We start from the raw sequence: 24,690 nt of genomic DNA, 5'->3' as shown, positions 1-24,690 counted from the left end.
GAGAGTCGTCCTCAACCTCTTCCCGACTCGCAAGCCCCATCTAGCTGTGTCCCCGTCGGACGACAAGCGTCAGCTAGCGAACCCCTGGTCGCCTATTCTCCAGATCACCGAATTCGTCAGGCAACCGATGACGGCCAAGCGTGAAGCGCTCGTCGGCCTCATTTCGGCCGATATGCACGGCGAGACCATCTTGCAACTTCGAAGACCGATCGATCATTAGTCAAGTACTACTCCCTGGACTGAGGATGATGCAAGGCCACGTCGAAATGGAGGTCGCCTCAAGACATGTAGGGAAAAGGCGCGGAGGGGCGCTCCGCCACTCCGGATGTGTCGCTCTTCTAAGTGGCGGTCCACGCTGCGCAGTTGACTGGCACCTACTCCTCTAGGTCCGCTCCAAGGTAGCTCTCCCGCAATTGATCCCAGCTTCCCAGACTTGCCACCTCTCTATTGATGGTAATGTGACCTCGATCAAGAACTGCGACGTTGTCGGCTACCGCTAGGGAATAATCTACGAGCTGCTCCACAAGAAGCACGCATAGTCCTTGCTTGGTCAACTCCTTCATCTCGTCGAAGACCTGTTCGACAATTGATGGCGCGAGTCCGGCCGACGGCTCATCCAACATCAGAACCCGGGGTTGGGGCATCAAAGCCTGTGCAATAGCCAGCATCTGCTGTTGGCCACCGCTCAGGGCACCCGCCGACTGCTTCCGCTTCTCCTTCAGGACTGGGAATCTGCTGTAGGCGCGCTCCAATCCGTCGGAGATCGCACCGCGTTGACGTCGGACAATGAATCCGCCCAGTCGAAGGTTCTCTTCGACTGTCCGCGAGCGAAAAATCCGTTTCCCGTCCTGTACGAGTCCGAGGCCGGAACGGATCCGTTCTACTACGCTCCCGGTTTGGGGCGTCCCATCGAGCGACACCACTCCACCCATGATGGGGAGAAGGCCTGCGACCGCGGCGAGAGTGGTGGTCTTCCCAGCCCCATTTCGGCCGAGGAGGACGGTGAGCTCGCCAGAGGCACAGGTGAGTGAGAGCCCGCGAACGATACGGAGCTGCCCGTATCCGGTTGTCAGATTCTCTATTCTCAACGCGGGTTCCATGACCGGTCCGATCCTCGATCGTTCTCGGCTCGCTGGCGGGCAGCTCTCCCGAGATAGCTTTCGATCACCGCCGGGTTGTTGCGCACCTGGTTCGCACTGCCACTGGCGATGACGTGTCCCAGGTGCAGCACATCTATTCGATCGGCGACGCTCGTGATCATCTCGAAGTTGTGCTCCACAATCACGATTGTGGCGCCTGCATCACGGAGCCGACGGACTACGTCGGCAAGGACGTGCACCTCCACCTCGTCCAAACCCGACGCGGGCTCGTCTAGCAGTAACAATGATGGGCTGGACGCGAGTGCCCGAGCCACCTCGACAATTCGACGGGTTCCCAGCGGCAGGTCGTCTGCGAGGACGTCTGCCAGCTCTACAACGCCCATGACAGAGAGGAGCGAAATGGCTGTGTCCCGGTCGCGGCGGATGGCACCTCGGGTATCAGGGAGCGTCAGCATCCCACTGATTACGGAGGTAGCCTCAGATCGGTAGCGCGCGCTGGCGACAACCTCCGCCACCGTCAGTCCCCTAGGGATAAGAGGCGTTTGAAAAGTGCGTGCAACGCCTCTTCTAGCGATGTGATGGGCAGACAGCCGCGTCAAGGGGCTGTCTCCAACTCGAATCTCGCCGCTGTCGGGCCTAACGAAACCGCTGATCGCGTTCAGCAGGGTCGTCTTTCCTGAGCCGTTTGGCCCAATGAGGGCGATGATTTGCCCCGGCTCCGCGACGAAGTGCACGTTCTTCAGTGCTTGATTGCCGTTGAAATTCTTATTTAGACCACTGACGCGCAGTCTGCACCCTGTCAGCTGCGGTAGCGTCTTGGGGTTCTGCAGGGCTTCTCGGACATCCGGCATGAGGTCATTCTTGACAAATATACGTCGGAAAGCCTTATCTAGGAGATTAGCTGCGCCGTTCGTCAAGAACAGACCTCCGACAACCAACAAGAGACCGAAGAAGACGAGCGCGAACTCCTGAAATACGCCGGCGCGCAGCGGCCCGATAACCATCACTGTAGCACCGAACACGGCCCCGTAGATGCTGGATGATCCACCAATGATCGACGCAGCCAGGATCGCAACGGTCAACGAGAAGCTGAACGACTCCGGCGTGACCACGGAATGATCGTAAGCGAACAAACAGCCCGCGGCCCCGGCGGGAAACGCGCTGATCACGTAGGCAGTCAGTTTCATCCGCGGGACGGAGTATCCGAGCGAGCGGGCCAGGTCAGGGCTCTGCTTTATGACCTTCAGCGCGGTGCCATGCCGCGAAACAATGTAGTTGCGCAATAGGGCGATGACAACGATCGTCACAGCGATGACCAGGATATATAGGCTTTCAGTGTCAAAATCATGACCGAAGAGAGAGGGAGGTGGGATTCCAGCGAGTCCAGCCGAGCCTCCCGTAAATGGGCTAAGCAACTGCACGATATCCGGTACCAACAGCACCATGAAGAAGGTCACCATTCCCAGGGACCATGATGCTAGCCGGAGTCCGGGGACGCCTGTGATGATGCCGAGCGCGATAGCAGCGAGGACGGCGACCATGAACGTCACCGGCAGTCCAAGTCCTTCGACTGCGAAATAGCCCGTACAATAGGCTCCAGCGGAATAGATGGCGACTTGACCGAGAGCCAGTTCGCCAGCGAATCCAAAAGCGATGTTCAGTCCGACAACGAGCATGGAGAGTAGCGCAATGGAGATGATTAACCGAAGCATTCCTCGGGATGCGCCCAAGTACGGGAGAAACATCACCACGATGCCGACGGCAAGCGGTAGGGTCCAGAAGGGAAAACGCCGGTAGGTGTGAAGCTGAATCCACATGATCAGATTGCCCTTGCCACGCGCCGGGCAAAGAGCCCTTTAGGGATGAACATCAGGATGAGTAGCAGCAGCACGAAGATTGCGATATTTTGCCAGGCCGTTCCAAGGTACCGAGCTGCGAAGATCTCGACCACGCCAACGCCAAGACCTCCCAGAAGCGCACCGCGGTAGCTGCCGATGCCTCCGACGGCGAGGGCGACGAATGCCTTGACGGCGAGGAGGTCGCCGACGTTGTAGATCACGTAAGTCTTCGAAGCGATCAGAGGACCGAGCGCTGCGACGAGGCCGCCTGCGATGACGAATGCACCGACTGTCATCGCACCTGCATTGATGCCTCGCAGAGCGCCGGCCTCTCGGTCTTCGGACGTCGCCAGACTTGCAAGACCCAACATCGTACGATTGGAGACCTGGCCGACGATGATTGTGACAGTGATGACTGCAACAATAGTAAGGAGGTCGGTGACGACAACACGGCCACCAAGCAGATCCAAGACACGTGCATTTTCGAAGTATCCGAGTGGGCGTGGTAACGAACCCCAGATTGCCAGCGCCAGCCCCGACAGCAACGTCGCGACGCCCAATGTTGTGACCAACTCGTTGTGCGCGCCGCGTCCACGTAACCAGCGGATCGCGAGGATCTCCTCGAGCGCACCGATTATTCCACCAACGATCGCTGCCCCGATGATTGCCGCCCATAGCGGTAGTCCAATTGTGGTGGCGGCGACCGACGCGGTAAAAGCGCCGACCATGACGAACTGCGCCTGCGCAAAGTTGAAGACGCCGGACGCGATATACACGATGTTGTACCCGACCGCCACGAGAGCATAGATGGCGCCGACGACTAGGCCGGCCCAGAGCGTCGTCATCGGTCGCGGCCCGGCGCTCGCAACCGATAAGTCAATAGAGTCTTCGGCACAGTTCCTCGCTGACGCTTAGGATGTGATAGAGGTGTCTTCGTCCGACGACGCCGGTGGTAGTCTCTACGAGGTTCGAGCCTGTGCCTCTTCAATGACCTCCAGGTATGAGCGTCGGGGGTTGGTTCCGTCCCAGTCGCGGCTCCGGTCGCGCATGAGGCTTGCGACCACCGGGCTGAAGGGCTGCCACTGCATGACCTCGACCCAGCAGCCGAAGGTTGCCTGCGCGTCGACATACGCCACTCGGCGTCCGCCGACTACCTCGGCGGTGAGCCCGTCACGCGCGCCGGCCGCGAGCAAGTCAGCGACAGCCCGGTCAAAATCATCGGTTTCGAGCAAGAAGTGGTGGAACAGCCCTGCCGGAGGCACATCCGATGCCGACTGCAGTGCGTCCGTCCATGGGGACGGTGCGTCGTTCAACGGGCGAATGATCTCCACCTGCTGATTGCCTACATAGCCAATTGCCGCTTCGATGGCTCCGGCGGTTGGTTTTCCGCGATATATCTGATTTTCCGGCCTGGCCTCGATGGTCCAAAAGGGGCCCGCCCCGGCGGCCTCCTGCCAGTAGCGGAGGGTCGCGTCGAAAGTCTCTGAGGTGCACATGTAAGCCATTTGACGAATTTCGCGGAACATGTAGTCCTTCACTTTCAAATATGGGCGGGCGCGTCGAATTCCAAGCGGGTCGAAGACATGGCGCAAGGCGCGCGCACTGATTCCGATCAGGGTCTTCCCTGCATCTGGCCGTCCACAAGCGGACCCGGCGTGAGAATGCGCACCGCTTCCTCGGGTGAAATGTCGATACTATGGCTTTCGGGGCTGAACCTAAGGCGAGACATAAAGACGAAGGGCGAGTCAGGAGTTGCCTTTTCGTCGAGCTGAAGCCAAGCCTTGACCAACGCGTCTGGGTTCTTACTGTCGGCTGATTCCCACACCCTCTTGACGAAGTGCGGAATGTCCCAGAAGGCAGCGTATTGCGGAAGGGCCTGGTTAATCGTTACCCCCGCCTCCTTGAGAGCATCCGTCATCTGGGTGTAACCAGCGGTGCGCGGGACGGCCGCGGAGCCCGAGTACATCGCGAGCACTTGGAAGTTCTTCCAATCCGCGGGCGAGCTCACTGCAGTGAGGTCGATCGAGCCAACCTCGGTGTTGCCGTAAGTAGGAATATCCCAGCCTAGCTTGGTGCGGTCCTTCAGGATGTACCCAGCCAGCGGGCCAAAGCCTTGGAAGATGAAGACGTCCGGATTCTTAGCCTGCAAAGCCTGCAGCTGTGCTGTCATATCTACGTCGGCAAGTGCGTATCCTTCGGTCGTCAGCGACAGGCCGGCGCCGGCAAGCTGCCGCTCGTAAGAGTCCGCCACGAGGTTGCCCGTCGCGTCGTTGGCGTGCAACAGCGCGACCTTCTTGAAGCCTCGCGCAACGATCTCATCGACCAGACCCTGAGTCTGAGTCGGCATCGGGGGAGAGAAATTGAATTCGTAGGGGTATTTTGCAGCGTCTTGGAGGGCGGCGTGGAACCCAGTGGAAAGAATCTTCTCCCGAGTGAGGATGGGAACTGCAGCTAGAGCGACGTTGCTGATAGAACCCGGGATCGCGAGGTCGATCGGACCTTTGTCCAGCTGCTCCTGCAGTAGGGTGGTGGCCCGTCCCGGGTCGCCTCCATCATCGTTGAGCACCAGCCTGATCTGACGTCCGTCAATTCCGCCATCCTTGTTGACGGCGCTGACCCCAGCCTTCAAGCCAGCGGCTTGAGCCCCGACGGGCCCGGCGATCGGTCCGGTCAACGCCATGCTCGCGTAGAGCACGAAGTCATCGGCATCCCCGCTGGAATCGGACGTACCAGACGACGCACATCCTGACATCGCTAGCACCGCGCACAGCAGTGCTGCGCCAACAGCCCTTTGGATCACCACGTTGTCTCCTCAAGACCTCGGAACCGCTGGGACCACACAGCCAGATCCGTCGTGGTATGAAACCGTATTTCATGTGTGCGCTGTGAGTCAAGCGTCACACCGACTCCGGACGACCGGCGCACGGACGTGGGCGGTCCGGCGACCAACAAGACGTCCCGAATTGCGCCGGATGTCGTGATCGCGTGAGTGGGCGATCCGGGCCACCGCACGGTCCTGACCTCCGGAACTGCTCCCGCCACCCGGGGTTGGGCCGATGACCGCCGCCACCATCCTCGCCGCCTGGTCACATCGGGGGTGCTGCCGAGACGACGGCGCGTTCGCCATGCTCGCCGGCACCGCACCCATCCCAGCCAGCACCGCCATTCCTCGAGGATTCGCTGGTAGCCCTCGACGTCCGGGTAGCGCCCGGCGTGGAGGGCGTTGGGGTCGCCCGCCTTGCCCTCGTTGTTGAAGTGGCTCGGGATGCACTGGCGCTGGAACTCTAGGACTCCGGGGTCACGAAGGAGTCGATGAGCTCGACCCCACCGCTGCTGGGCCTCCAGGGTGGCCTCGACCCGGGTGTGGCCGTCCTTGAGCAGGGTGCTGACGACGTAGCCGATGTGCTCGGCCTTTGCCAGCAGGGAGTGGGTGGCGCCCATGCAGAAGCAGGTTGGGGAACCGGTGGGCGAGGAAGTCGTGCAGGGTGCGCATGCCGCCCGCCCAGGTCTGGGCGAGGTCCGCGCCGTCGGCTCCGGTGACGTCGATGCCGGAGGACCGGATGCACCCGCGCCCGACGTCGAACCCCGTGGCGAAGACGAGACAGTCGATCTCGTACTCCCGGCCCGCGGCGACCACCCCGGCCGGGGTGATGCGCTCGACGCCGGTTCCCGCGGTGTCGACCAGGGTGACGTTGTCCCGGTTGAACGCGCTCAGGTACTGGTAGTGGAAGCCGGGCAGCTTGCACATCAGTCGGTGCTGGTACTGCAACAGCAGTTGATCAGTCGGGTGGTCGCTCGCCGCGTCTGCGGTAGTGACTGTCGCGGGCCTGTTGTTGGCGTTCGCGGCGCCAGTGCGACCAGTGCGTGACGTGGTCGAGGCAGGCGTGTGGGTCGAAGGCGAGTGCGGCGAGGAGGCGGGGATCTCGTTGGCCGACAACCGGATCAGCGTGCGCCGACCGGCGCTGGGTCCCCCTCTTTCGGCTTCGACGTTGTTCTCGCGGGCGCGGGTGACGGCGAGGTAGGCGGCGGCGAGCATGGCGAGGGTAGGAGTGAGCGGGGCGCCAGGGCGTCGGACAGAGTGGGTGCCTTCGGTCGTCGCGGTCCGGGCGGTGCTCTCTCGGGGAGGCAAACACGTTGCCCGATCGGCTCTCGGGGGAGCCCTGGATGTCTGCGTCGGGGCGGCCTTCTCGATCAGGCCCGTGATCACCGGGCCGAGCACGCGTTGCCGTGAATGCCCGACGCGGACATCGTCGGCCCGATCAGCCGCCCCGCAGCATCCCGATCCGAGACGTCGTCGGCGTTCGAGACCGCTCGGTCGCCCTGATCGCGGATCTCGTCGACCACCGCCCACCCGTGACGACCATGAACACCAGCGAAGAGACGCTGGGGAGTGCGGAGAGGAATCCGGCGCTGACCCGTGAGTACCCGAGGCCGCCTTCCGACCAGCAGCCACGCGACGCCCCAGGCCACGCTCACGATGGCGAGGGGCAGGAACCCCCACCGCCATCCGTGGGCGATCATGACCAAGATGAGCAGTGGTGCGGCCGCGATCTTGGCGATCGCTGTACCCGAGCTGATCCAGGCGGGTGGCGAGCCCGCGCCGTTCCCGGGGAAACATGAGTGCGCGGCGGCCGTGGCGATCGGAGACTCGGGCCCTTCGCCACGCCCAGGAGGATCCGCGTGCTCGTCAGCACCGTGACACCCGAGAGGAAGACGGGGCCCGGGTCAGGGCCCACATGAAGGCCATCGCCGCGAGCACCCAGCGCGACGAGACTCGCGCGGCCAGGAACCCGACGAGGATCGTGCTCAGGCTGAACAGAAGGAAGAACGAGCTGCTGATCAGCCCGGACTCTGCTGGTCCGATGCCGAGGTCTCGCATGATGGGTTGTGTTCGGGGTGAAGCGAGCGCCTTGGCACGCACAGGCGGGCGCGGATCTGCGTCCGCGCCCGCCTCTCCTCTCGCCGGCCGTCGGTCAGTGCGGAGCGAGTGTCTCCACCCACGGCCGTCCGGGGATGTCGGCCTCGCCGCCGTCGAGCGGGACGCTCTCGAAGAACCCGCGGTACCCCATCTGAATGTCCGCGGTCAGCTCGTCGATACGGCGGACCGGCGCCATCGGGACCTTGTACTCCTGGGCGAGGGCGAGCAGCTCGTCTCGGGTGCGCGCGTTCAGCCACGGCTGCACCAAGGCGTCGACCTCGTCCGGATAGTCGATGGCCATGGCCCGCACATCCGTGTACCGGGGTTCCTTCGCCCAGCCCGGGCTCCCCAGCATCTCGAGGAACCGGTCCCACTCGGGCGCCGTCCGTGCGATCAAGGCGACGTACCCGTCCTTGCAGGGGAACAGGCCGAACGGCCAGCGCCCACCCGAGCCGGGTGCGCGTCGGCCGTCCCGGACGAGCGCGATGTCGTAGTAGTTCCCGACGGCGCCGTAGATCCGGACGTAGGAGGCGAGGACCTCCGCACCGCTGATCTCGACGAGAGCCCCGGTTCCTGCGGCGCGAGCCCGCCACACCGCGGCGGCGCTCGCACCCGCGCCGCTGATCCCCAGCTGCAGCTCGCCGAGTCCGTACGGGACGAGCAGCGGCTCGCGGTCCGGGTAGCCGGTGAGGTGGAGGAAACCGGAGGCGGCCTGCATGGCGGCCTCGCCGGCGTCCAGCCCGGCCCGAGACCCGGTGCGGCCGAGCGCGGACAGCAGCGTCACGACTAGCCGCGGGTAGCGGACACGCAGCTCGGCCGGGTCGAGGTCGAGCTCGGCGAGCTCGGAGTCGGGCAGGTCGGTGACGAGCACGTCGGCCCCGGCGAGCAGCTCGGTCACGGTGGACCGCGTGGAGGCCTTACGCAGATCGAAGTAGGGGTCGGGCTCCGAGCCCGACACCCGCACCACCGTCGCCCCGACGTCGGCCAGGAGCTTGCCCGCGAATCGAGCCGTCCGCGTGCCCGCGACCTCGACCACGGTCACGCCTGCCATCGAGTCGTACATCAGTAGAGCACCTTGTCGGTCTCGAGCGTCGCGATCTCCGCCGGACTGAGGCCGAGCTCGGCCATCACCGCTGCGGTGTCGTGGCCGAACAACGGGGAGGAGCTGCGGACGCGGGGGACCGCCCCGTCCAGATGCCAGGGGATGCTGGAGGTGGTGAGCGGGCCCAGTACCGGATGCTCGACCTGCTGGAACATGCCGCGCTCCCGGAAGCCTTCGTCGGCGACGACCTCGTCGGGGCTCAGGACCGGCGTGGCGCGGATCCCGCGCGCCCGGAGAGAGGAGACGAGGTCCTCGCGCGGCCGACCCGCAGCGAGCAGATCGCGGTACTCGTCGGAGTCCTTGGCGAGGCCCTCGATCACGACCCAGCCGCCGTCCGCGCTGGGGACCACCTCACGGTCACCCCGCGGAGTGGCGTTGCCGACCGGTCCCGGGGACTTGCCCGCGCGGGCATACTCGATCATGGCTTCCCCGACGAGTGCGGCGCAGGCCTCGGTCTGGGAAAGGTCGAGGTGACGTCCGCCCCCGGTCTCGGTCCTCCCGTGGAGGGCGGCGAGGGCCAGGTACGCGCCGTAGAAGGAGCAGTTCAGATCGGCCAAGGCGGTCGCCGAGGCGCCGACGACATCCCCGTCCTCGTAGCCGATCAGCCCTTCGATCCCGGCGAGCGAGCTCATGATCGGTGCGTAGGCGCGCTGGCTGCTCAGCGGCCCCTCCTGGCCGTAGCCGGTCGCGGACACCACGATCAGGCGCGGGTTGCGGTCGAGCAGGCCGCCGACCGACAGCCCGAGCCGCTCGAGCCAGCCGGGCGCGAAGTTCTGGACGAAGGCGTCCGCGGTGTCGAGGAGCCGCAGGAAGAGGTCCTTGCCCCGGGGGTTCTTGAGGTCCAGCCGGATGCTGCGCTTGCTCGCGCTGGCCTCGTGCAGCAGGCCGAATCCCTCCAGCCGCAGGGTCTCCTCGTCGGCGATGCCGGCGGTCGCGGCATTTGGCACGCGGACCCGGTTGACGTCGAGCTTCGCGCGAGACTCGACCTTGATCACGTCAGCGCCCAGCTCGGCGAGTATCCGACCGGTCAGGGGAGCCGCCACTCCGGTCGTCACCTCGATCACACGAAGGCCCGCAAGCCAGTCGAGGTCGGCTACGGCGCCGCCCCCAGGAAAGTGTTTCGGTGCCCCAAACATTTTTCGATAGTGCGAGGCCGGTGTCTACCCTGTCAAGGGCGGGATGGGTTAGTCCGCCTGCGTTGAGCGGCGGGTGCGCCTCACGCGGTCCGAGCGGGGTGGCACGCGGGGCCAGATCTCGGGGTCTGCGCCGGCGATTCGCCACAACGCAGGCAGCGCAGCTGCGAGCGCCACCCGCTCGTGCTCGCCGAGTTCGGTGATCCTGCGGGTCAGCCACTCATTGCGAAGGATGCGACTCTCCGCGAGGGCTCGCCTGCCCTCCTCCGTGATGCTCACCAGTACTTGTCGACGATCCTCGGTGCCGTTGTGCTTGCGCACCAAGCCCGCTCTGCTGAGGCGGCCGACGATCTCCGTCATCGTCGACACCGCTCGTCCATCGGCGTTGGCCAGGTCCGTGATTGGCAGCGACTCGACCGCCGTCAGCTGGCTGAGGACGAGGCTTTGAGGTGCGGTCAGGGCTGCAGGCCCCGTCGTCTCCCGCAGTCGGCTTCCGATCATGGTCAGCGGAATGCGGCTTGCGGCGGCGACCTGCTCGGTGGTGAGCGTCGCGGGGTTCCGCTCGACGACGAGGCTGATCAGCTCGCGATCGAGGTCGGGGTCGGGGTCCGCGCTCATGGTGAGAGCGTATAGGGGGACGAAGCAGTCAGACGGGCTCCGGGCACCTTGACAGAGGTCGACTGATCGGTGACAGTCCACATGTGGTTCGTGCAACGAAGCATCATGCGTCGACATGGCGGTACGGGTCGTGACCTGCCCGCTCGAGAACCGCTACACGCGGCTGATCGGCGTCCGACATCCCGTCGTCCAGGAGGGCATGGGTCCGTTCCGGACCACGCGACTCGCGGCGGCGGTGTCCGAGGCCGGTGGCCTGGGCACGGTGAGTGTGCCCGGCGCCGTCGGAAACCTCGACGAGGCCGCTGTCGAGCTGCGACGCAGCGTCGAGGAGTGTGCCGCCCAGACCTCGCAACCCTTCGCGGTGAACATCCCGATCGGGCAGCGTCGTGGCGGTGTGGCGGCCTCCGCCCTGCGGTATCTGGACACCGTGCTCCAGGCTCGTCGGGCGGACAACGCGATCGAGCGGCAGCTCCGGGTGGTGACGACCTCGGCCGGGTTCCCCGAGGGACTGACCGCCCGCCTGCACGACGAGGGTCTGCTGCACCAGCACAAGGTCGGCTCCACGCGCCACGCGCGCAAGGCCGCTGCCGCCGGAGTGGACGCGGTGATCGCCGCGGGATTCGAGATGGGCGGTCACGCGCCGACGAGTCGGATGCACACCTTCGTTCTCGTGCCCAACATCGCCGACGCGGTGGACGTTCCGGTGGTCCTGACCGGCGGGGTCCGTGACGGCCGTGGTCTCGCGGCCGCCTTGTGCCTGGGTGCGGACGCTGTGGCTCTGGGTACCCGGTTCGCCGTGACCACGGAGAACACCCAGTGGAGCGCCGGCTACCGGGAGGCTGTGCTCGCCGCGGGGGAGAGCCAGGACATGGTGATCGACGGGGTGTTCGGTCCGTGCCGGGTGCTGCACAACAAGGGCGCGGACGACATCGCCGCCGCGCAGGCCGCCGGAACGGCGCACGCCGCCGAGAAGATCTCGGCCATGCGGCTGGCGCAGATCGAGGGCGACGTCGAGCGTGGGCTCGTCCTGATGGGGCAGGTCGCGAGCGGGATCACCGAGACCGTCTCGGCCGCGGAGCTGGTCGAGCAGATGGTGAACGACGCTGCCGCTGCGCTCGGTGCGCCTCGGCCGTCGTCGGGGGAGTGGTGACATGGAACTGAAGGTGACCCGCTACGAGGTCGACGACGCCGGGGTGGCGACGGTGTGGTTGCACCGGCCCGAGCGACGCAACTCATGGACCGGCCGGATGCACGACGAGTTCCGCTGGATCTGCGCGCAGCTGGAGAACGACCCGATGGTCCGCGTGATCGTGCTCACCGGCACCGGAACCACGTTCTGCATCGGGGCCGACCCCAAGGCCCTGAGTGGCTACGTCGGCAGGGAACACTACGACCCGGGGCTGTCCGCCGAGCCCGCGAACCCCGGCTACGGGGTCCGCCCGGAGTTCGACTCGGACCTCGCGTGGCAGCTGGGCCTGCGTAAGCCCATGATCGCCGCGGTCAACGGTGCGTGTGCGGGCATCGCCGTGGCCCTCGCTGCGTTCTGCGACCTGCGCTTCGCGGTCGCCGGGGCGAAGTTCACCACGGCGGCGCCGAAGCTCGGCCTCCCCGCCGAGTACGGGCTGTCGTGGATCCTGCCGAGGCTGATCGGCATGACGCACACCACTGACGTCCTGTTCACCGGCCGCGTGGTGCGCGCCGAGGAGTTCGACCGGATGGGCTTCCTGAACGGCGTGTTCCCGGCGGAGGAGTTCGACGCCGCGGTGCGCACCTATGCCCACCGTCTCGCCGCGGTCTCGCCCGCCTCGGTCACCTCGGCCAAGCGGCAGATCTGGGCCGACGCGCTGAGCCCCGACGCGCGGGCCGCGGTCGAGGAGAGCAAGCGGCTGATCGGGACGATGATGCGTGAACCGGACTACAAGGAGGGCGTGGCGGCGTTCCTCGGGCGGCGCGAGCCGAGCTTCCGCCCCGGTCGGGAGCAGGCGTGACGGCGACGGAGGCGACGGGGGTCGCGGAGCGGCGCTGGGGGCGCGAGGTCGAGCGGGCCACGGTGCACGGGCACTCCTGCCTCGTCTACCGACAGCGCCCGCGCTCGGTGGGCGAGCTGCTCCTGGAACGGCGCCGGTGGGGGGACCGCGAACTGTTCGTGCAGGGTGAGCGCCGGTTCACCGGTCCCGACAACGAGCACGCGGTGGCCCGAGTGGCCGGCTTGCTGCGGGACCGCGGGCTGAAGTCCGGGGACACCGTGTTCCTGTCGGGTTTCAACAGCATCGACTGGCTGGTCACCTTCTGGGCTGTGCAGTCGATCGGCGCGGTCGCGGCCCTGGGTAACGCGTGGTGGAGCGACGCCGAGGTGGCGGCGATCGTGGCGGCGCTCGAGCCGACGCTGGCGGTGACCGACCGGGAGCTCCCGTCGGTTCCCACCGTCGGGTTCGGCGAGGTGCGCGCCGTGGTCGACCGCCCGGAGCCGGCTGAGCTCGTCCTCGCCCGGCCCGTCGAGGACGCACCTGCGCTGGTCATGTTCAGCTCCGGAACCACAGGCATCCCCAAGGGCGTGCTCATGTCGCACCGCTCGGTCGTGGCGAACATCCAGAACGTCCTCACGCTGACCGGACGGCTGCCTGATGAGCTGTCCGAGGACCACCCGGGCACTGTTGGGCTGCTCACCGCCCCGCTGTTCCATCTGGCCGGGATCCAGGTCAGCATCACCACGATGATCTCGGGCGGACGCATCGCGCTGCTCCGGGGGAAGTTCGACCCCGCCGAGGTGCTGGAGATGATCCAGACCGAGCGCGTCCGTGTCTGGGGGGCGATCCCCACGATGGTCTCGCGGGTCCTCGACCATCCCGGCTTCGACGGCTACGACACCAGCAGCGTGTCGTCGGTGCCCATGGGTGGTGCCGCGATCTCACCGCAGCTCCGCGAGCGTGTCGGGTCTCGGTTCTCCGGCGTGCGGTCGCGAGTCGGCAGCCTCTACGGGCTCACCGAGGCGGGCGGCATCCTCGCCGCAGGCTCGGGTCGTGAGCTTTCCGCCCGGCCGGGCGCAGTAGGGAGAGCGCTGCCGGTCGTCGAGCTGCGTATCGACGGCGCCGGACCGGACGGGTCCGGTGAGATCCGCGCGCGGACGCCCGCCATGACCGACGGTTATCTGGGGGATCCGACCCCATTGACCGATGCGGACGGCTGGATCTCCACCGGCGATCTGGGCCGCCTGGACGACGAGGGCTGGCTCTACGTGACCGGTCGGAGCAAGGACATCATCATCCGCGGCGGGGAGAACATCGCCGCCGTCCACGTCGAGGAGGGCGTCGCGTCCCACCCGGACGTCGCCGAGGTCGCCGTGGTGCCCCTGCCGGACCCGGACCTGGGCGAGGTCGTGGCGGCGGCCGTGGTGCTGCAGCCCGGTGCGTCGGCGACCGAGCGGGATCTCGCCGAGCACGCCGCCCGCACCTTGGCCCGCCACGAGGTGCCGAGCCGCTGGTGGTTCACCGTGGGCCCGCTGCCCACCAACGCATCTGGGAAGGTCCTGCGCCGCGCGGTGCGCGAGCAGTGGCCCACCGACACCGAGGGAGACGTCTGATGGGTGACCTCGACCCGATCCTGGTTGAACGGGACGGCGCCGTGGGGCGGCTGGTCATGAACCGGCCGGAGAAGCACAACGCACTGCGGTTCGGCGACCTGGACATCCTGGTGGAGGCCCTGCACAGCCTGGAGGACGACGACGAGATCAAGGTGATCGTCCTCAAGGGCAGCGGGAAGTCCTTCTGCTCTGGCCACGACTACAACGACGCCGCCTCGTCCTACGGTCTCGAACCGGGGAAGGACGGGAGTCGCCCGCGCCGCCCCAGCCAGCGCAAGCGACTCGCCAGAGACCGCAGGCTGGGCGAGAACTACAAGGCCTTCCAGTACGCGCTCAAGCCGGTGATCGCCCAGGTCCACGGCGTGTGCACGGGGGCAGGGCTGTACCTCGTCGAGCTGGTCGACCTCGCGGTCGCCGCGGACGACACACGGTTCAGCCACGCCGAGCAGCGGCTCGGCCTCGCGGGCAACACCTGGCACCTCAACTCGCAGATCCTGCAGTACGGACCCAAGAGGGCCCGCGAGCTGCTGCTCCTCGGGGACGACTTCGACGGCCCGACGGCGCGGGACATGGGCCTGGTGAACAGGTCCGTCCCATTCCCCGAGCTGGAAGGCACCGTCGAGGACTGGGTACACCGGATCGCCCAGCATCCGCGGGACGCGCTGGTCACGGGACGGGCGATGTGGCAGATGGCGATGGACTCCCTCGGCGGCAGCGACCAGTTCGCGCGCGGGTACGTCGGGCACACGCTCGGTACCAATCTGCGCTTCGAGGACGACGAGTTCAACTTCCTCAAGGAGCGGGCACGGACGGGGACGCGCGAGGCGTTCGCCAGCCGACAGCGTCACTACACCTCGGACTGAACACCACCACCACCGCTCGGTCCCGTGATCGGTGGCGCTCCTGGGTGTCCTGGGAAGCAAGGACGCCTTCGTCATCGTCCTCTCGGTCATCAGCCTGTGCGCGGTGGTCGGGCTGGTCGCACTCCGCAGCGCAGGCCGTCGGGCGACGGTGGCGGAACCGGTCGCGTCCGTGCGAGGTCTCGAGCCGCGAGCTCGTGCGGATCACCCTCGACCGGATCGCGCGGGCGTCCGAGAACGCCGTGGTCACCGTGGCTGCCGACCGAGCACTGGACGAGGCCGCCCGTCGAGACGGGGAGCTCGCGAGCAGTAGGCCGGTCGGCTCGCTGCACGGTGTGCCGTTCACCGTGAAGGACGCGATCGAGACGGCGGGGATCCCGAGCACCGCCGGAGCTCCGGAGCTGCGTACCCACGTCCCGGTCGAGGACGCGCCCGCGGTGCGGCGGCTGCGCGAGGCGGGCGCGGTGCTGGTCGGGAAGATCAACTGCTCGATGTGGTCGGCTGATCTCGAGACCCACAACCCCGTCTTCGGTGTGACCCGCAACCCCTGGGATCACACCCGCACCTCGGGCGGCTCCTCGGGCGCCTCGGCCGTGGCGGTCGCGACCGGGCTGACGGCGTTCGACCCGGGCCCGACATGAACGCGTTCGGGCCGATCGGGCACATCGCGGCTGACCTGGGCCTGTTGATGGACGTGCTCGCGGGCCCGTCGGGTGGGGACGGGGCGGCGTGGTCGGTCGCGCTGCCTCGCGCCCGTTCGGACGTTCCGCGGGGACTGCGGGTCGCCGTCCTCGACGAACACCCGGTCACGACGACGGCTCCCGTGGTCGTCGTCGCAGTCCGGCGGGCGGCGGACCGGCTCGCCGACGCGGGCGCGATCGTCTCCCGTACGGCTCCGGCGGTCCCGCTCGACGATGTCTTCGCGGAATCACCACCACGCTGCGGGCCCAGACGGTGCAGAGCCATCCTGGCGCGGAGCCCATGCCCGTTCGTGATCTCGTCAACTCGCAGCGGGAGCGGGCCCGCCAGAGTGCGGCCTGGAGTGGTTCACCGACGTCGACGTGCTGTTCTCCCGGCTGTGCCACGCTCGCCTTCCTCCACGACGGAGGGGGCCGTATCCGGTACCGAGTGATCCAGTGCTCGGACGGGGTGGACAGGGCGGGGTCGGTGCTCACTGCGTGGACGGGGCTGGCCGGCTCGCTGCGCCTGCCGGCTCGGGTTCTCGGATGATGACGTGGGAGGCCGCCCGGTCCGACCGGGGCTCCGGCCCCGACCGGACCGCGTCCTCGATGGGGAAAGTCTATGTAACCGAGGTCGCGCACCGCGCGGTCGATGCCGCCGTCCGGGTGCTGGGCGCCGAAGGCTACGCGAAGCCCCATCCGGTCGAACGTCTGTACCGGGACCAGCGGGTGTTGGAGATCTACGAAGGAAGCTCGGAGATGCAGAGGATGGGGATCGCCAGGGCGATCGCCACCCACCATCGCGGCGGGACACGTCGCGACCAGGCGACATGAGAGGGACTGGCGATGTCGTGCCGGCAATGGCGCTGGACGGTAAGGCCTCCAGCGACATGATCGCGCCGCTCGGCACCGGCGACCTCCAGGTCGGCGCCTCCGGGGCGACCGCCGCCTTTTACAACGCGATCGATCGCGGGGTCGGGGTTCGGATGGTCGCCGACAAGGGTCGGGTGATCCCCGGCCGAAGCTACGAGTCGATCCTGGTGGACAAGCGCCTCTGGGACTCCGGTGAGATCCGTTCCATGGCAGACCTGCGCGGTCGGCCCGTGGCCGACTACCAGGAGAGCTCGACGACCTCGGCCTTCCTCAACGCGGGGCTGGAGAAGGTGGGGCTCACGATCGCGGACGTCAACCGCACTTACATCACCGGTGCCCAGCACCCGGCGGCGTTGCAGAACGGCAGTGTGGTGGCCAGCGTGACGCCGGAGCCCTACGGCACCGCAGCGATCGACCAGGGCATCGCCGTCCGGCTGCCCGAGTCGGACGACATGTACCCGAACCAGCAGACGAGCGTCCTCCTCTACGGCGAGCGGTTCATCAGCGAGGACGCGGACGCCGCACAGCGCTTCATGGTGGCCTACCTGCGTGCTGCGCGCACCTACAGCGACGCCGTCGGCCCCGACGGGCGACTCACCGGTCCCGCTGCGAGCCAGGTCGTGCCGATCCTCGCGCAGCGGACCGGTGCCACGGAGGATGTCCTGCGCAGGATCACCGTCAACGGCGTCGACCCGGACGGAGCGATGAACCGGGAGGGGATCGAGCGCGACATCCGCTTCTACGCGGCGGGTGGCTGGCTGACGAACCCGGGGGTCTCCCTCGACGACTGCATCGACCTCGGCTTCGCCCAGAAGGCGAGCGCGGAGCTGGGACCCTATAGCCCTCCCGCCTCGCGGTGAGGGCTCGGTGACGCCGAGTCGCAGCCGATACCACTCTTGACACGCCATATCCGACGCGCGAAGGTGGGGATGTTTCGTGCCACGAAGCACATGGAGTGGGTGCCTGGGCAGCGGCTTGCGGCCCTACCCGTGTGCAGGCAGGGCACGTCTTCCGACACGACGGAGTGCTGGGGAGTGATGTCATGAGAATGATCCACCGGAGCGGTCCCCGACCGTCGGGACTGTTCGGCAGGATCGGTGCGGTCGCCGCGGGGATCCTGGCGGTGTCCCTGGTCGCGGCCTGCTCGTCTGGCGACACCGGGGGCGAGCAGGCCACCGTGGGGGTCGGGATCAGTGGAGCGGTGAGTGACGCCCCCTTCTACCTGGCGGATGCGCTCGGCTACTTCTCCGAGGAGCAGATCAAGGTCGATCTGACCAACTTCGCCTCGGCGAGCGACATGATCGCCCCGCTGGGTACCGGCGACCTGCAGGTGGGGGCGTCGGGAGCCACGGCCGCGCTGTACAACGCGATCGACCGCGGGGTCCAGGTCCGGATCGTCGCGGACAAGGGCCGGATCCAGGACCAGGCCAGCTACATGGCGATCCTGGTCGCGAAGTCACTCTACGACAGCGGGCAGGTCACGAAGCCCGCCGACCTCGCGGGGCGCCCGGTCGCCGACTACGCGGAGAGCTCGTCGACCTCGGCCTTCCTGAACGCTGGGCTGGCTCAGGCCGGGCTGACGCTCCAGGACGTCAACAGGACCTACCTCACGGGCTCCCAGCATATGGCAGCCCTGGAGAACGGGAGCGTCGCCGCGAGCGTCACCACCGAGCCCTTCGTCACCGCCGCGCTCAACAGCGGTGCCGCCGTGCGACTCCCCGAGTCCGACTCGATGTATCCCGAGCAGCAGACCAGCGTCGTCCTCTACGGAGAGCGGTTCGCCGCCGAGCAGCCGGAGGTGGCCGACCGGTTCATGCGCGCGTATCTGCGCGGGGTGCGGGCCTACAACGACGCGATCGGGCCCGACGGCAAGCTGAGCGGGCCGAACGCGCCGAAGGTGATCGAGGTACTCGCCGAGCGGACCCAGGTCCCCGCGGACACCCTGCGCGCGATCGTCGTCAACGGGGTCGATCCGTCGGGTGAGCCGAACAGCGCCAGTCTGCAGAAGGATCTCGACTTCTTCCGCCAGGGCGGTTGGCTGACGAACCCCGCCATGAACCTGCAGGACTCCCTCGACCTGTCGTTCGTCCAGCGGGCGGCACAGGGTCTCGGGCCGTACACCAAAGGCTGAACGCCCCGAACCACCACGGAAAGGCCCGGTGCCACCGGGCGGAGGAGACGCACGATGCACAGACCTCTCTTCGAGCAGGACCACGAGGACTTCCGGTCCCTCGCCCGTTCCTTCCTCGAGAAGGAGTTCGCCCCCCATGCGGACGAGTGGACCGCCGCGGGTCTGGTGCCGAAGGAGGCGTACCGCCGGGCCGGCGAGCAAGGGCTGCTCGGCACTGCGGTCCCGACCGAGTACGGCGGTGGCGGGGTGGACGACTTCCGCTTCCCCTACGTGCTCATGGAGGAGGCGGCGAAGCTGGGAGCCCCGCTCGGGGGCATTCCGGTCCATCTCTTCGTGACCACGCCGTACTACCTGCGGCTGTGCACCGCCGAGCAGGCGGCTCGCTGGCTGCCGGGCATCGCCTCCGGTGAGACGATGACCTCGATCGCCATGTCGGAGCCGGGGACGGGCTCCGACCTGGCGGGCATCCGGACGACCGCCGTGCGCGACGGCGATCACTACGTCCTCAACGGCGCCAAGACCTTCATCACCGGCGGTATCAACGCAGGTCTGGTGATCGTCGCCGCCCGGACCTCGACGGAGGCGGACAACCGCCGGGCGGGGCTCTCGCTGATCGTGGTGGAGGACGGCACCCCGGGCTTCAGCCGGGGCCGCAAGCTCGAGAAGCTCGGCGTCCGTGCCACCGACACCGCGGAGCTGTTCTTCGACGATGTACGGGTGCCCGTGGCCAATCGGCTGGGCGACGAGGGGCGGGCCTTCGAGTACCTCACATCCAACCTCGGCGTCGAGCGGCTGCAGATCGCCGTCAACGCGGTGGTGCAGGCACGGGCCGCGATCGACCGGACCATCGACTATGTGCGCCAGCGCGAGGTGTTCGGAGGCAGCCTTTCCCGGTTCCAGAACACCAAGTTCATGCTGGCGGAGTCCGAGACCGAGTTCGAGGCCGCCCAGGTCCTGCTGGACCGGGCCGTCGAGGAGCTGCTGGCGGGACGTCTCGAGGCCGCCGACGCGGCGAAGGTCAAACTGTTCTGTTCCGAGGCGCAGGGCCGCATCGTCGACCGCTGCGTGCAACTACACGGCGGCTACGGCTACATGCTCGAGTACGAGATCACCCGGCTCTACGCCGACGCGCGGGTGACCAGAATCTACGGCGGCTCCAGCGAGATCATGAAGCTGATCATCGCCAAGTCGCTGGCGCTGTGAGGGAGAAGCAGGGCATGGCAGAGAACATGAGCCGCCGGGTCGCGATCGTGACCGGTGCCGGGCGCGGCATCGGCCGCAGCCACGCTCTCGAGCTGGGCCGCCGCGGGTTCGCGGTCGTCGTGAACGACTTCGGCACGACCGACGAGGGCGAGTCGGTGGCCGATGGAGTCGCCGCCGAGGTGCGCGCAGCGGGCGGGCAGGCGTTGGGCGACACCAGCGACGTCTCGGACTGGGAGGCCGCGGGCCGAATGGTCGCGAGCGCGGTCGACACCTTCGGGCGTCTGGACGCCGTCGTGAACAACGCCGGCAACCTGCGCGACAAGATGTTCGTGAACATGACCCCGGAGGACTGGGACTCGGTGATCGCCGTGCACCTGCGGGGCACCTTCTGCTTGTCCCGGCGAGCAGCGGACCACTGGCGTGCCCTGTCCAAGAGCGGACAGGACAGCAGCGGGCGGCTGATCAACACCACCAGCGGCGCCGGTCTGTTCGGCAACATCGGCCAGGCCAACTACGTGGCCGCCAAGGCGGGCATCGCCGGGCTCACCCTGGCGCTCGCCGCGGAGCTGGGACGCTACGGAGTGACGGTCAACGCGGTCGCCCCCATCGCGCGGTCCCGCATGACCGAGAAGCTGTTCGCCTCCCAGATGGGCGAGGACAGCGGATTCGACCGGTTCGACCCGGTGCACGTGTCACGCGTGGTGGCATGGCTGGCGGACGAGGACTCCTCGGACGTGACCGGCCGCGTCTTCTCCCTGACCGGGGGGCGCGTGTCGGTGGTCGGCGGCTGGCGCTTCGACGTCGAGGAGCAGGTCGAGCGAGACCTGACCGAGGACGAGATCGGCCCGATCGTCAGGTCCCTGCTGGCGAAGGCGCCCGAGCCGGTTCCCGTGCGCGGCACGGAGAAGGCGGAGCTGAAGGTGGAGCGCACGAATGCCTGAACACGACCGCGAGCCTGTGATCGTCGGAATCGGCGAATCCGAGCTCGGCAAGGCCCCACATCTGAGCCAGCGCCAGCACCACGCGCTCGCTGCCGGGCGCGCCCTCGAGGACGCCGGACTGACCATGGCGGACGTGGACGGTTACTTCTGCGCGAACGAGCGCTTGCCCGACATGGCCGAGTTCCTCGGACTCAACTACCGCTATCTCTCGGGCGCATGGACCGGCGGCTCGTCCTTCGAGTACCACGTCCAGCACGCGGCGGCGGCGATCCGCGCGGGCTACACCGACACCGTCCTGATCACCTACGGCTCGGACCTGCTGAGCCGGGCCGGGCGCAGCCTGGGCACCGGCCCTGCCACCGCGGGCGAGCCCGCCACCTGGGGCCAGTACGAGGCCCCCTACGGCAACACGACCGTCGGCTCCTACGCCCTCATCGCCCAGCGCCACCAGCACGTCTACGGGACCACACCGGAGGCGATGGCCCAGGTCGCGGTCGACATGCGCCACCACGCTGCCTCGAACCCCGAGGCGATGTACCGAGACCCCATCACGGTCGACGACGTGCTCGGTTCGCGGATGATCGCGGACCCGCTGCACAAGCTCGACTGCTGCGTGATCAGCGACGGCGGCGGCGCCGTCGTGATGACGACCCGCGAGCGGGCGAAGGACCTGCCCTCCCAGCCGGTGCACATCCTCGGCACCGGCACGGCGCAGACCCACTGGAACCCGGTCCAGATGCCGGACTTCACCAGCTCGGGTGCAGTGCAGGCGGGTAGGGACGCCTTCCGCGAGGCCGGACTGACCCCGGCCGACGTGGACATGGCGATGATCTACGACAGCTTCACCATCACGGTGCTGATGCTGTTGGAGGGGCTCGGCTTCTGCAAGCCCGGGGAGTCCGGAGGTTTCGTACAGGACGGCAACATCCGGTACGGAGGGAGCCTGCCGGTCAACACCGACGGTGGCGGCCTGTCGTCGTGCCACCCTGGCCTGCGCGGGATCTTCCTGCTCACCGAGTCCGTGCGCCAGCTGCGCGGCAAGGCGAGGCTCCAGGTGCCGGACTGCTCGGTCGCCATCGCGGCCGGCTCCGGGGGCTGGCTGTCCTGCATCGGGGTCACACTGCTCGGAAAGGAGCCCGTTCGATGAGTACCGCCGTGGACGTCGTCGACGCGATCGACACCGGCCTTCCGGTACCGGAGGTGGACGGGGTCTCCCGGCCCTTCTTCGCCGCGCTCGACCGCGGCGAGTTCGTCCTGCAGCGCTTCCCCGACGGGACGTGGCAGCACTACCCTCGCCCGCCGGAGATGTACCCGCCGGACAACCGGCCCGACTTCGCCCCCGCATCCGGCCGCGGGACGGTCCACACGTTCACCGTGATCCGCCAGATGGGGGTGCCCTACTTCAAGGAGCGGCTGCCCTACGTCGTCGCCATCGTCGAGACCGAGGAGGGTGTCCGGCTGATGGGCTCCATCACCGACGTCCCGGTCGACGAGGTGCACATCGGCCTCGAGGTCGAGGTCTACGGGGTCCGGGTCGCGGAGGGTCTCTCGGTCCCGTTCTGGAGGCCGTCGTGACGGGGACCGACGGGGCGCTCGAGGCCCTGCTCGACCCGTCGTCGATCGTCCTGGTCGGGGTCAGCCGCCCGGCGCCCGGCAAGAGCAAGGTCGGCGGGTACGCCGTGCTGCAGAACCTGCGGCGCGGCGGTTTCGCGGGCCGCATCTCCGTCGTGCACCCGAGCGGCGACGAGATCGACGGCATCCGGGCCACCCGGTCGATCGCCGAGCTCGAGCCGCACGACGTCGCCGTGATCGCCCTGCCCGCTGCCGCGGCCGTGACTGCGGTCCGCGGGTGTGCCGAGCGCGGGATCAAGGCGTTCGTGGTGCTCAGCTCGGGTTTCGGGGAGGCCGGGACACCCGAGGGCGACGCGAACGAGGCCGCGCTGCGCGAGGTCGCCGACGAGTACGGCCTGGCTGTCGGCGGTCCGAACAGCCTGGGTGTCGTCAACATCCTGAACGGGGCGTGGGCAGGCAACTTCGCCATCCTCGAGAGCACCGACCTCCGGCCCGGGGGACTCGCGATCGTCAGCCAGAGCGGGGCGATCGCGGGCAGCCTGGCCGTGCGGGCCTCGGACCGCGGTGTCGGGATCTCGCACATCGTGTCCACCGGCAACGAGAGCGTCACCACGGCGGCCGACGTCATCACCGCGCTGGCCGCGGAGCCGCGCGTCGAGGTGATCGCCCTCTACCTGGAAGGTGCGCATGACGGACGGGCGCTCGCCGAGGCATGCCGGACCGCGCGGCTGGCGGGGAAGCCCGTGGTCGTGTTCAAGGTCGGCGAGACCGAGGTGGGTGCGCGGGCCGCGCTGAGCCACACCGCGAAGCTCGCGGGTACCCCGGCGCTGTACCGAGGGGCCCTGCTCCAGGCCGGGGCGGTTCAGGTGGACAGCCTGAACGAGCTCGTCGAGACCCCGATGGTGTTCCTGGGCACCGAGATCGGGAGGCCGGTGCGCCGGGTCTGCGTGGTCAGCATCTCGGGCGGGCTCGGCGCCGTCACCGCGGACGCTCTGGTCCGAGCAGGCCTGGAGGTCCCGGTGCTCGCCGGGGCCACCCAGGACGGCCTGGCGGCCCTGGAACTGCCGTTCGGGGCGATCTCCAACCCGGTGGACACCGCGGGCGCGACCCAGCGCAGGCTCGACGTGTTCGCGCTCGTGGCCGAGGTGGTGGGTGCCGACCCGGGGGTCGACGCTCTTGTCGTTCCCCTGGCGTCCCGCTTCCGAGCGTCGGCGGAGAGCACGGCCGACGATCTGCTCGCCGCGGCCGAGGTGGCAGGCATCCCGCTGTACGTCGCGTGGTTCAGCGGCTCGGACAACGCCGAGTTCGTGGCCCGGCTGCGGTCCGCGGGTGGCGTCCCCTGCTTCGACGACATCGAGGCCTGCGTCCGCGCCCTGCGCGGCGCCGACCTGGTGTCCCGGCCGGTCGCGGCGGTGCCGGATGCGGGTGTCGTGGTCGACCTCGGAACCGTGGACGGCCTACTCGACGAGGCCGCGTCGAAGGCCTTGCTCGCCGAGCACGGGCTGCCGCTGCCGCGGGAGCGCCACGCCCACACCCTGGACGAGGCGCTCGCGGCGGCGGACGAGGTCGGCTACCCGGTGGCCGTCAAGATCGTCTCTCCCGATCTCGCCCACAAGGCCGCGGTCGGTGGCGTGCGCCTGGATGTCGCGGACGCGGCGGAGCTGACTGCCGCGTACGGCGAGATCCTGGCCGCGGTCCGAGCCGCGGCTCCGACCGCGGTGCTCGACGGTGTCCTGGTCTCCGAGATGGTGCGGCCGGAACGCGAGCTGCTCGTCGGGGTCTACGACGACGACACGTTCGGTCCGGTGCTGGCCGTCGGGCGGGGCGGGTCGCGCGTCGAGGAGCTCGCGGACGTCGAGTTCCGCCTGCTGCCGACGACCACCGCCGAGGTGGAGAACCTCTGCAGGTCACACGTCGGGGCGGACCGGCCCGACGTGCTCACGGAAGTCGCCCGGGTCGTGTCGGGCATCGGCGACTTCGCATGGGCTGCTCGCGAGCACGTGCGTGAGCTCGACGTGAACCCCCTCGTGGTCACCGACTCGGGGGAGGTCCGCGCACTCGACGCCGTGGTCAGTCTGCGGCGCTGATCGACACCTGTCCCCGAGCCAATCGGGTCCACATACGAGACGGCTGTGCCCGTC

General features: G+C 68.0%; 24 protein-coding genes. 14 read left to right on the top strand and 10 right to left on the bottom strand.

The features are described 5' to 3' along the window. Nucleotides 1–374: 374 nt before the first annotated feature. The 5 genes from BLS43_RS27455 to BLS43_RS27435 all read right to left on the bottom strand — a co-directional run bounded on the left by BLS43_RS27455 (nucleotide 375) and on the right by BLS43_RS27435 (nucleotide 5,741). Nucleotides 375–1,100 carry an ABC transporter ATP-binding protein gene (locus BLS43_RS27455; RefSeq protein ID WP_093089612.1) on the bottom strand — a complete coding sequence of 242 codons (726 nt, stop codon included), beginning with the start codon at nucleotides 1,098–1,100 and terminating at the stop codon, nucleotides 375–377. Then, on the bottom strand, nucleotides 1,085–2,917 hold the full coding sequence (locus BLS43_RS27450; protein WP_093089611.1) for a branched-chain amino acid ABC transporter ATP-binding protein/permease: 1,833 nt from the start codon (nucleotides 2,915–2,917) through the stop codon (nucleotides 1,085–1,087). Before BLS43_RS27450 ends, BLS43_RS27455 begins: the two co-directional genes overlap by 16 nt. A 2-nt stretch (nucleotides 2,918–2,919) precedes the next feature. Then, complete coding sequence (locus tag BLS43_RS27445) at nucleotides 2,920–3,783, bottom strand: branched-chain amino acid ABC transporter permease (RefSeq protein ID WP_093089610.1); 864 nt, start codon at nucleotides 3,781–3,783, stop codon at nucleotides 2,920–2,922. Between the two features lie 114 nt (nucleotides 3,784–3,897). Further along, entirely contained in the window at nucleotides 3,898–4,476 is a 579-nt protein-coding gene (locus tag BLS43_RS27440) for a VOC family protein (protein ID WP_093089609.1), read from the bottom strand. Nucleotides 4,477–4,550: 74 nt separating this feature from the next. Then, entirely contained in the window at nucleotides 4,551–5,741 is a 1,191-nt protein-coding gene (locus BLS43_RS27435; protein ID WP_143030259.1) for an ABC transporter substrate-binding protein, read from the bottom strand. A gap of 226 nt (nucleotides 5,742–5,967) precedes the next feature. Between BLS43_RS27435 and BLS43_RS31790 the strand changes: the two genes are divergently transcribed. After that, complete coding sequence (locus BLS43_RS31790) at nucleotides 5,968–6,192, top strand: transposase (protein ID WP_425438583.1); 225 nt, start codon at nucleotides 5,968–5,970, stop codon at nucleotides 6,190–6,192. Nucleotides 6,193–6,236: 44 nt separating this feature from the next. Here the strand turns inward: BLS43_RS31790 and BLS43_RS30315 are convergent, their stop codons facing one another. From BLS43_RS30315 to BLS43_RS27400, 5 genes are all read right to left on the bottom strand, one after another. Beyond that, the gene (locus BLS43_RS30315) at nucleotides 6,237–6,974 is read right to left on the bottom strand and encodes an NAD(P)/FAD-dependent oxidoreductase (RefSeq protein WP_176921592.1); all 738 of its coding nucleotides are present in this window, start codon (nucleotides 6,972–6,974) and stop codon (nucleotides 6,237–6,239) included. Between the two features lie 167 nt (nucleotides 6,975–7,141). Next, entirely contained in the window at nucleotides 7,142–7,282 is a 141-nt protein-coding gene (locus tag BLS43_RS30310) for a hypothetical protein (RefSeq protein ID WP_176921591.1), read from the bottom strand. Between the two features lie 629 nt (nucleotides 7,283–7,911). Continuing rightward, nucleotides 7,912–8,919, bottom strand: coding sequence for a CoA transferase (locus tag BLS43_RS27410; protein ID WP_093089604.1), 1,008 nt, complete (start codon nucleotides 8,917–8,919; stop codon nucleotides 7,912–7,914). Further along, nucleotides 8,919–10,094 carry a CaiB/BaiF CoA transferase family protein gene (locus BLS43_RS27405; protein WP_093089603.1) on the bottom strand — a complete coding sequence of 392 codons (1,176 nt, stop codon included), beginning with the start codon at nucleotides 10,092–10,094 and terminating at the stop codon, nucleotides 8,919–8,921. The genes BLS43_RS27410 and BLS43_RS27405 overlap by 1 nt, the downstream gene beginning before the upstream one ends. 48 nt (nucleotides 10,095–10,142) lie before the next feature. Continuing rightward, nucleotides 10,143–10,709 (bottom strand): MarR family winged helix-turn-helix transcriptional regulator, encoded by a 567-nt coding sequence (locus tag BLS43_RS27400; RefSeq protein WP_176921589.1) that lies wholly within the window; start codon nucleotides 10,707–10,709, stop codon nucleotides 10,143–10,145. 115 nt (nucleotides 10,710–10,824) lie between these two features. Here BLS43_RS27400 and BLS43_RS27395 point away from each other — a divergent pair, with 115 nt between their 5' ends. The 13 genes from BLS43_RS27395 to BLS43_RS27330 all read left to right on the top strand — a co-directional run bounded on the left by BLS43_RS27395 (nucleotide 10,825) and on the right by BLS43_RS27330 (nucleotide 24,636). Further along, nucleotides 10,825–11,859 (top strand): NAD(P)H-dependent flavin oxidoreductase, encoded by a 1,035-nt coding sequence (locus BLS43_RS27395; RefSeq protein WP_093089601.1) that lies wholly within the window; start codon nucleotides 10,825–10,827, stop codon nucleotides 11,857–11,859. A gap of 1 nt (nucleotide 11,860) precedes the next feature. Then, nucleotides 11,861–12,697, top strand: coding sequence for an enoyl-CoA hydratase-related protein (locus BLS43_RS27390; RefSeq protein ID WP_093089600.1), 837 nt, complete (start codon nucleotides 11,861–11,863; stop codon nucleotides 12,695–12,697). Continuing rightward, the gene (locus BLS43_RS27385; RefSeq protein ID WP_093089599.1) at nucleotides 12,694–14,289 is read left to right on the top strand and encodes a class I adenylate-forming enzyme family protein; all 1,596 of its coding nucleotides are present in this window, start codon (nucleotides 12,694–12,696) and stop codon (nucleotides 14,287–14,289) included. Before BLS43_RS27390 ends, BLS43_RS27385 begins: the two co-directional genes overlap by 4 nt. Beyond that, nucleotides 14,289–15,152: an enoyl-CoA hydratase/isomerase family protein gene (locus BLS43_RS27380; RefSeq protein ID WP_093089598.1), complete on the top strand. Its 864-nt coding sequence runs from the start codon at nucleotides 14,289–14,291 to the stop codon at nucleotides 15,150–15,152. Before BLS43_RS27385 ends, BLS43_RS27380 begins: the two co-directional genes overlap by 1 nt. Before the next feature lie 194 nt (nucleotides 15,153–15,346). Next, nucleotides 15,347–15,790 carry an amidase family protein gene (locus tag BLS43_RS30305; protein WP_176921588.1) on the top strand — a complete coding sequence of 148 codons (444 nt, stop codon included), beginning with the start codon at nucleotides 15,347–15,349 and terminating at the stop codon, nucleotides 15,788–15,790. A 585-nt stretch (nucleotides 15,791–16,375) separates the two neighbouring features. Continuing rightward, a complete protein-coding gene (locus BLS43_RS27365; RefSeq protein WP_093089596.1) occupies nucleotides 16,376–16,663 on the top strand; it encodes an acyl-CoA dehydrogenase family protein in 288 nt (95 codons plus the stop codon). Nucleotides 16,664–16,689: 26 nt separating this feature from the next. Then, nucleotides 16,690–17,562: an ABC transporter substrate-binding protein gene (locus BLS43_RS27360; protein WP_176921587.1), complete on the top strand. Its 873-nt coding sequence runs from the start codon at nucleotides 16,690–16,692 to the stop codon at nucleotides 17,560–17,562. Nucleotides 17,563–17,744: 182 nt separating this feature from the next. Next, a complete protein-coding gene (locus BLS43_RS27355; RefSeq protein WP_093089594.1) occupies nucleotides 17,745–18,833 on the top strand; it encodes an ABC transporter substrate-binding protein in 1,089 nt (362 codons plus the stop codon). Nucleotides 18,834–18,887: 54 nt separating this feature from the next. After that, a complete protein-coding gene (locus tag BLS43_RS27350) occupies nucleotides 18,888–20,036 on the top strand; it encodes an acyl-CoA dehydrogenase family protein (RefSeq protein ID WP_093089593.1) in 1,149 nt (382 codons plus the stop codon). A gap of 14 nt (nucleotides 20,037–20,050) precedes the next feature. Further along, entirely contained in the window at nucleotides 20,051–20,977 is a 927-nt protein-coding gene (locus BLS43_RS27345; RefSeq protein WP_093089621.1) for an SDR family oxidoreductase, read from the top strand. Continuing rightward, nucleotides 20,970–22,124 (top strand): thiolase C-terminal domain-containing protein, encoded by a 1,155-nt coding sequence (locus tag BLS43_RS27340; RefSeq protein WP_093089592.1) that lies wholly within the window; start codon nucleotides 20,970–20,972, stop codon nucleotides 22,122–22,124. The genes BLS43_RS27345 and BLS43_RS27340 overlap by 8 nt, the downstream gene beginning before the upstream one ends. Next, nucleotides 22,121–22,552: a Zn-ribbon domain-containing OB-fold protein gene (locus tag BLS43_RS27335; RefSeq protein ID WP_093089591.1), complete on the top strand. Its 432-nt coding sequence runs from the start codon at nucleotides 22,121–22,123 to the stop codon at nucleotides 22,550–22,552. Before BLS43_RS27340 ends, BLS43_RS27335 begins: the two co-directional genes overlap by 4 nt. After that, nucleotides 22,549–24,636 (top strand): acetate--CoA ligase family protein, encoded by a 2,088-nt coding sequence (locus tag BLS43_RS27330; RefSeq protein WP_176921586.1) that lies wholly within the window; start codon nucleotides 22,549–22,551, stop codon nucleotides 24,634–24,636. The genes BLS43_RS27335 and BLS43_RS27330 overlap by 4 nt, the downstream gene beginning before the upstream one ends. Nucleotides 24,637–24,690: the final 54 nt, after the last annotated feature.

The organism is Pseudonocardia oroxyli, assembly GCF_900102195.1.
Classification (GTDB): domain Bacteria; phylum Actinomycetota; class Actinomycetes; order Mycobacteriales; family Pseudonocardiaceae; genus Pseudonocardia; species Pseudonocardia oroxyli.
This window is presented reverse-complemented; position numbering and strand designations above follow the sequence as displayed.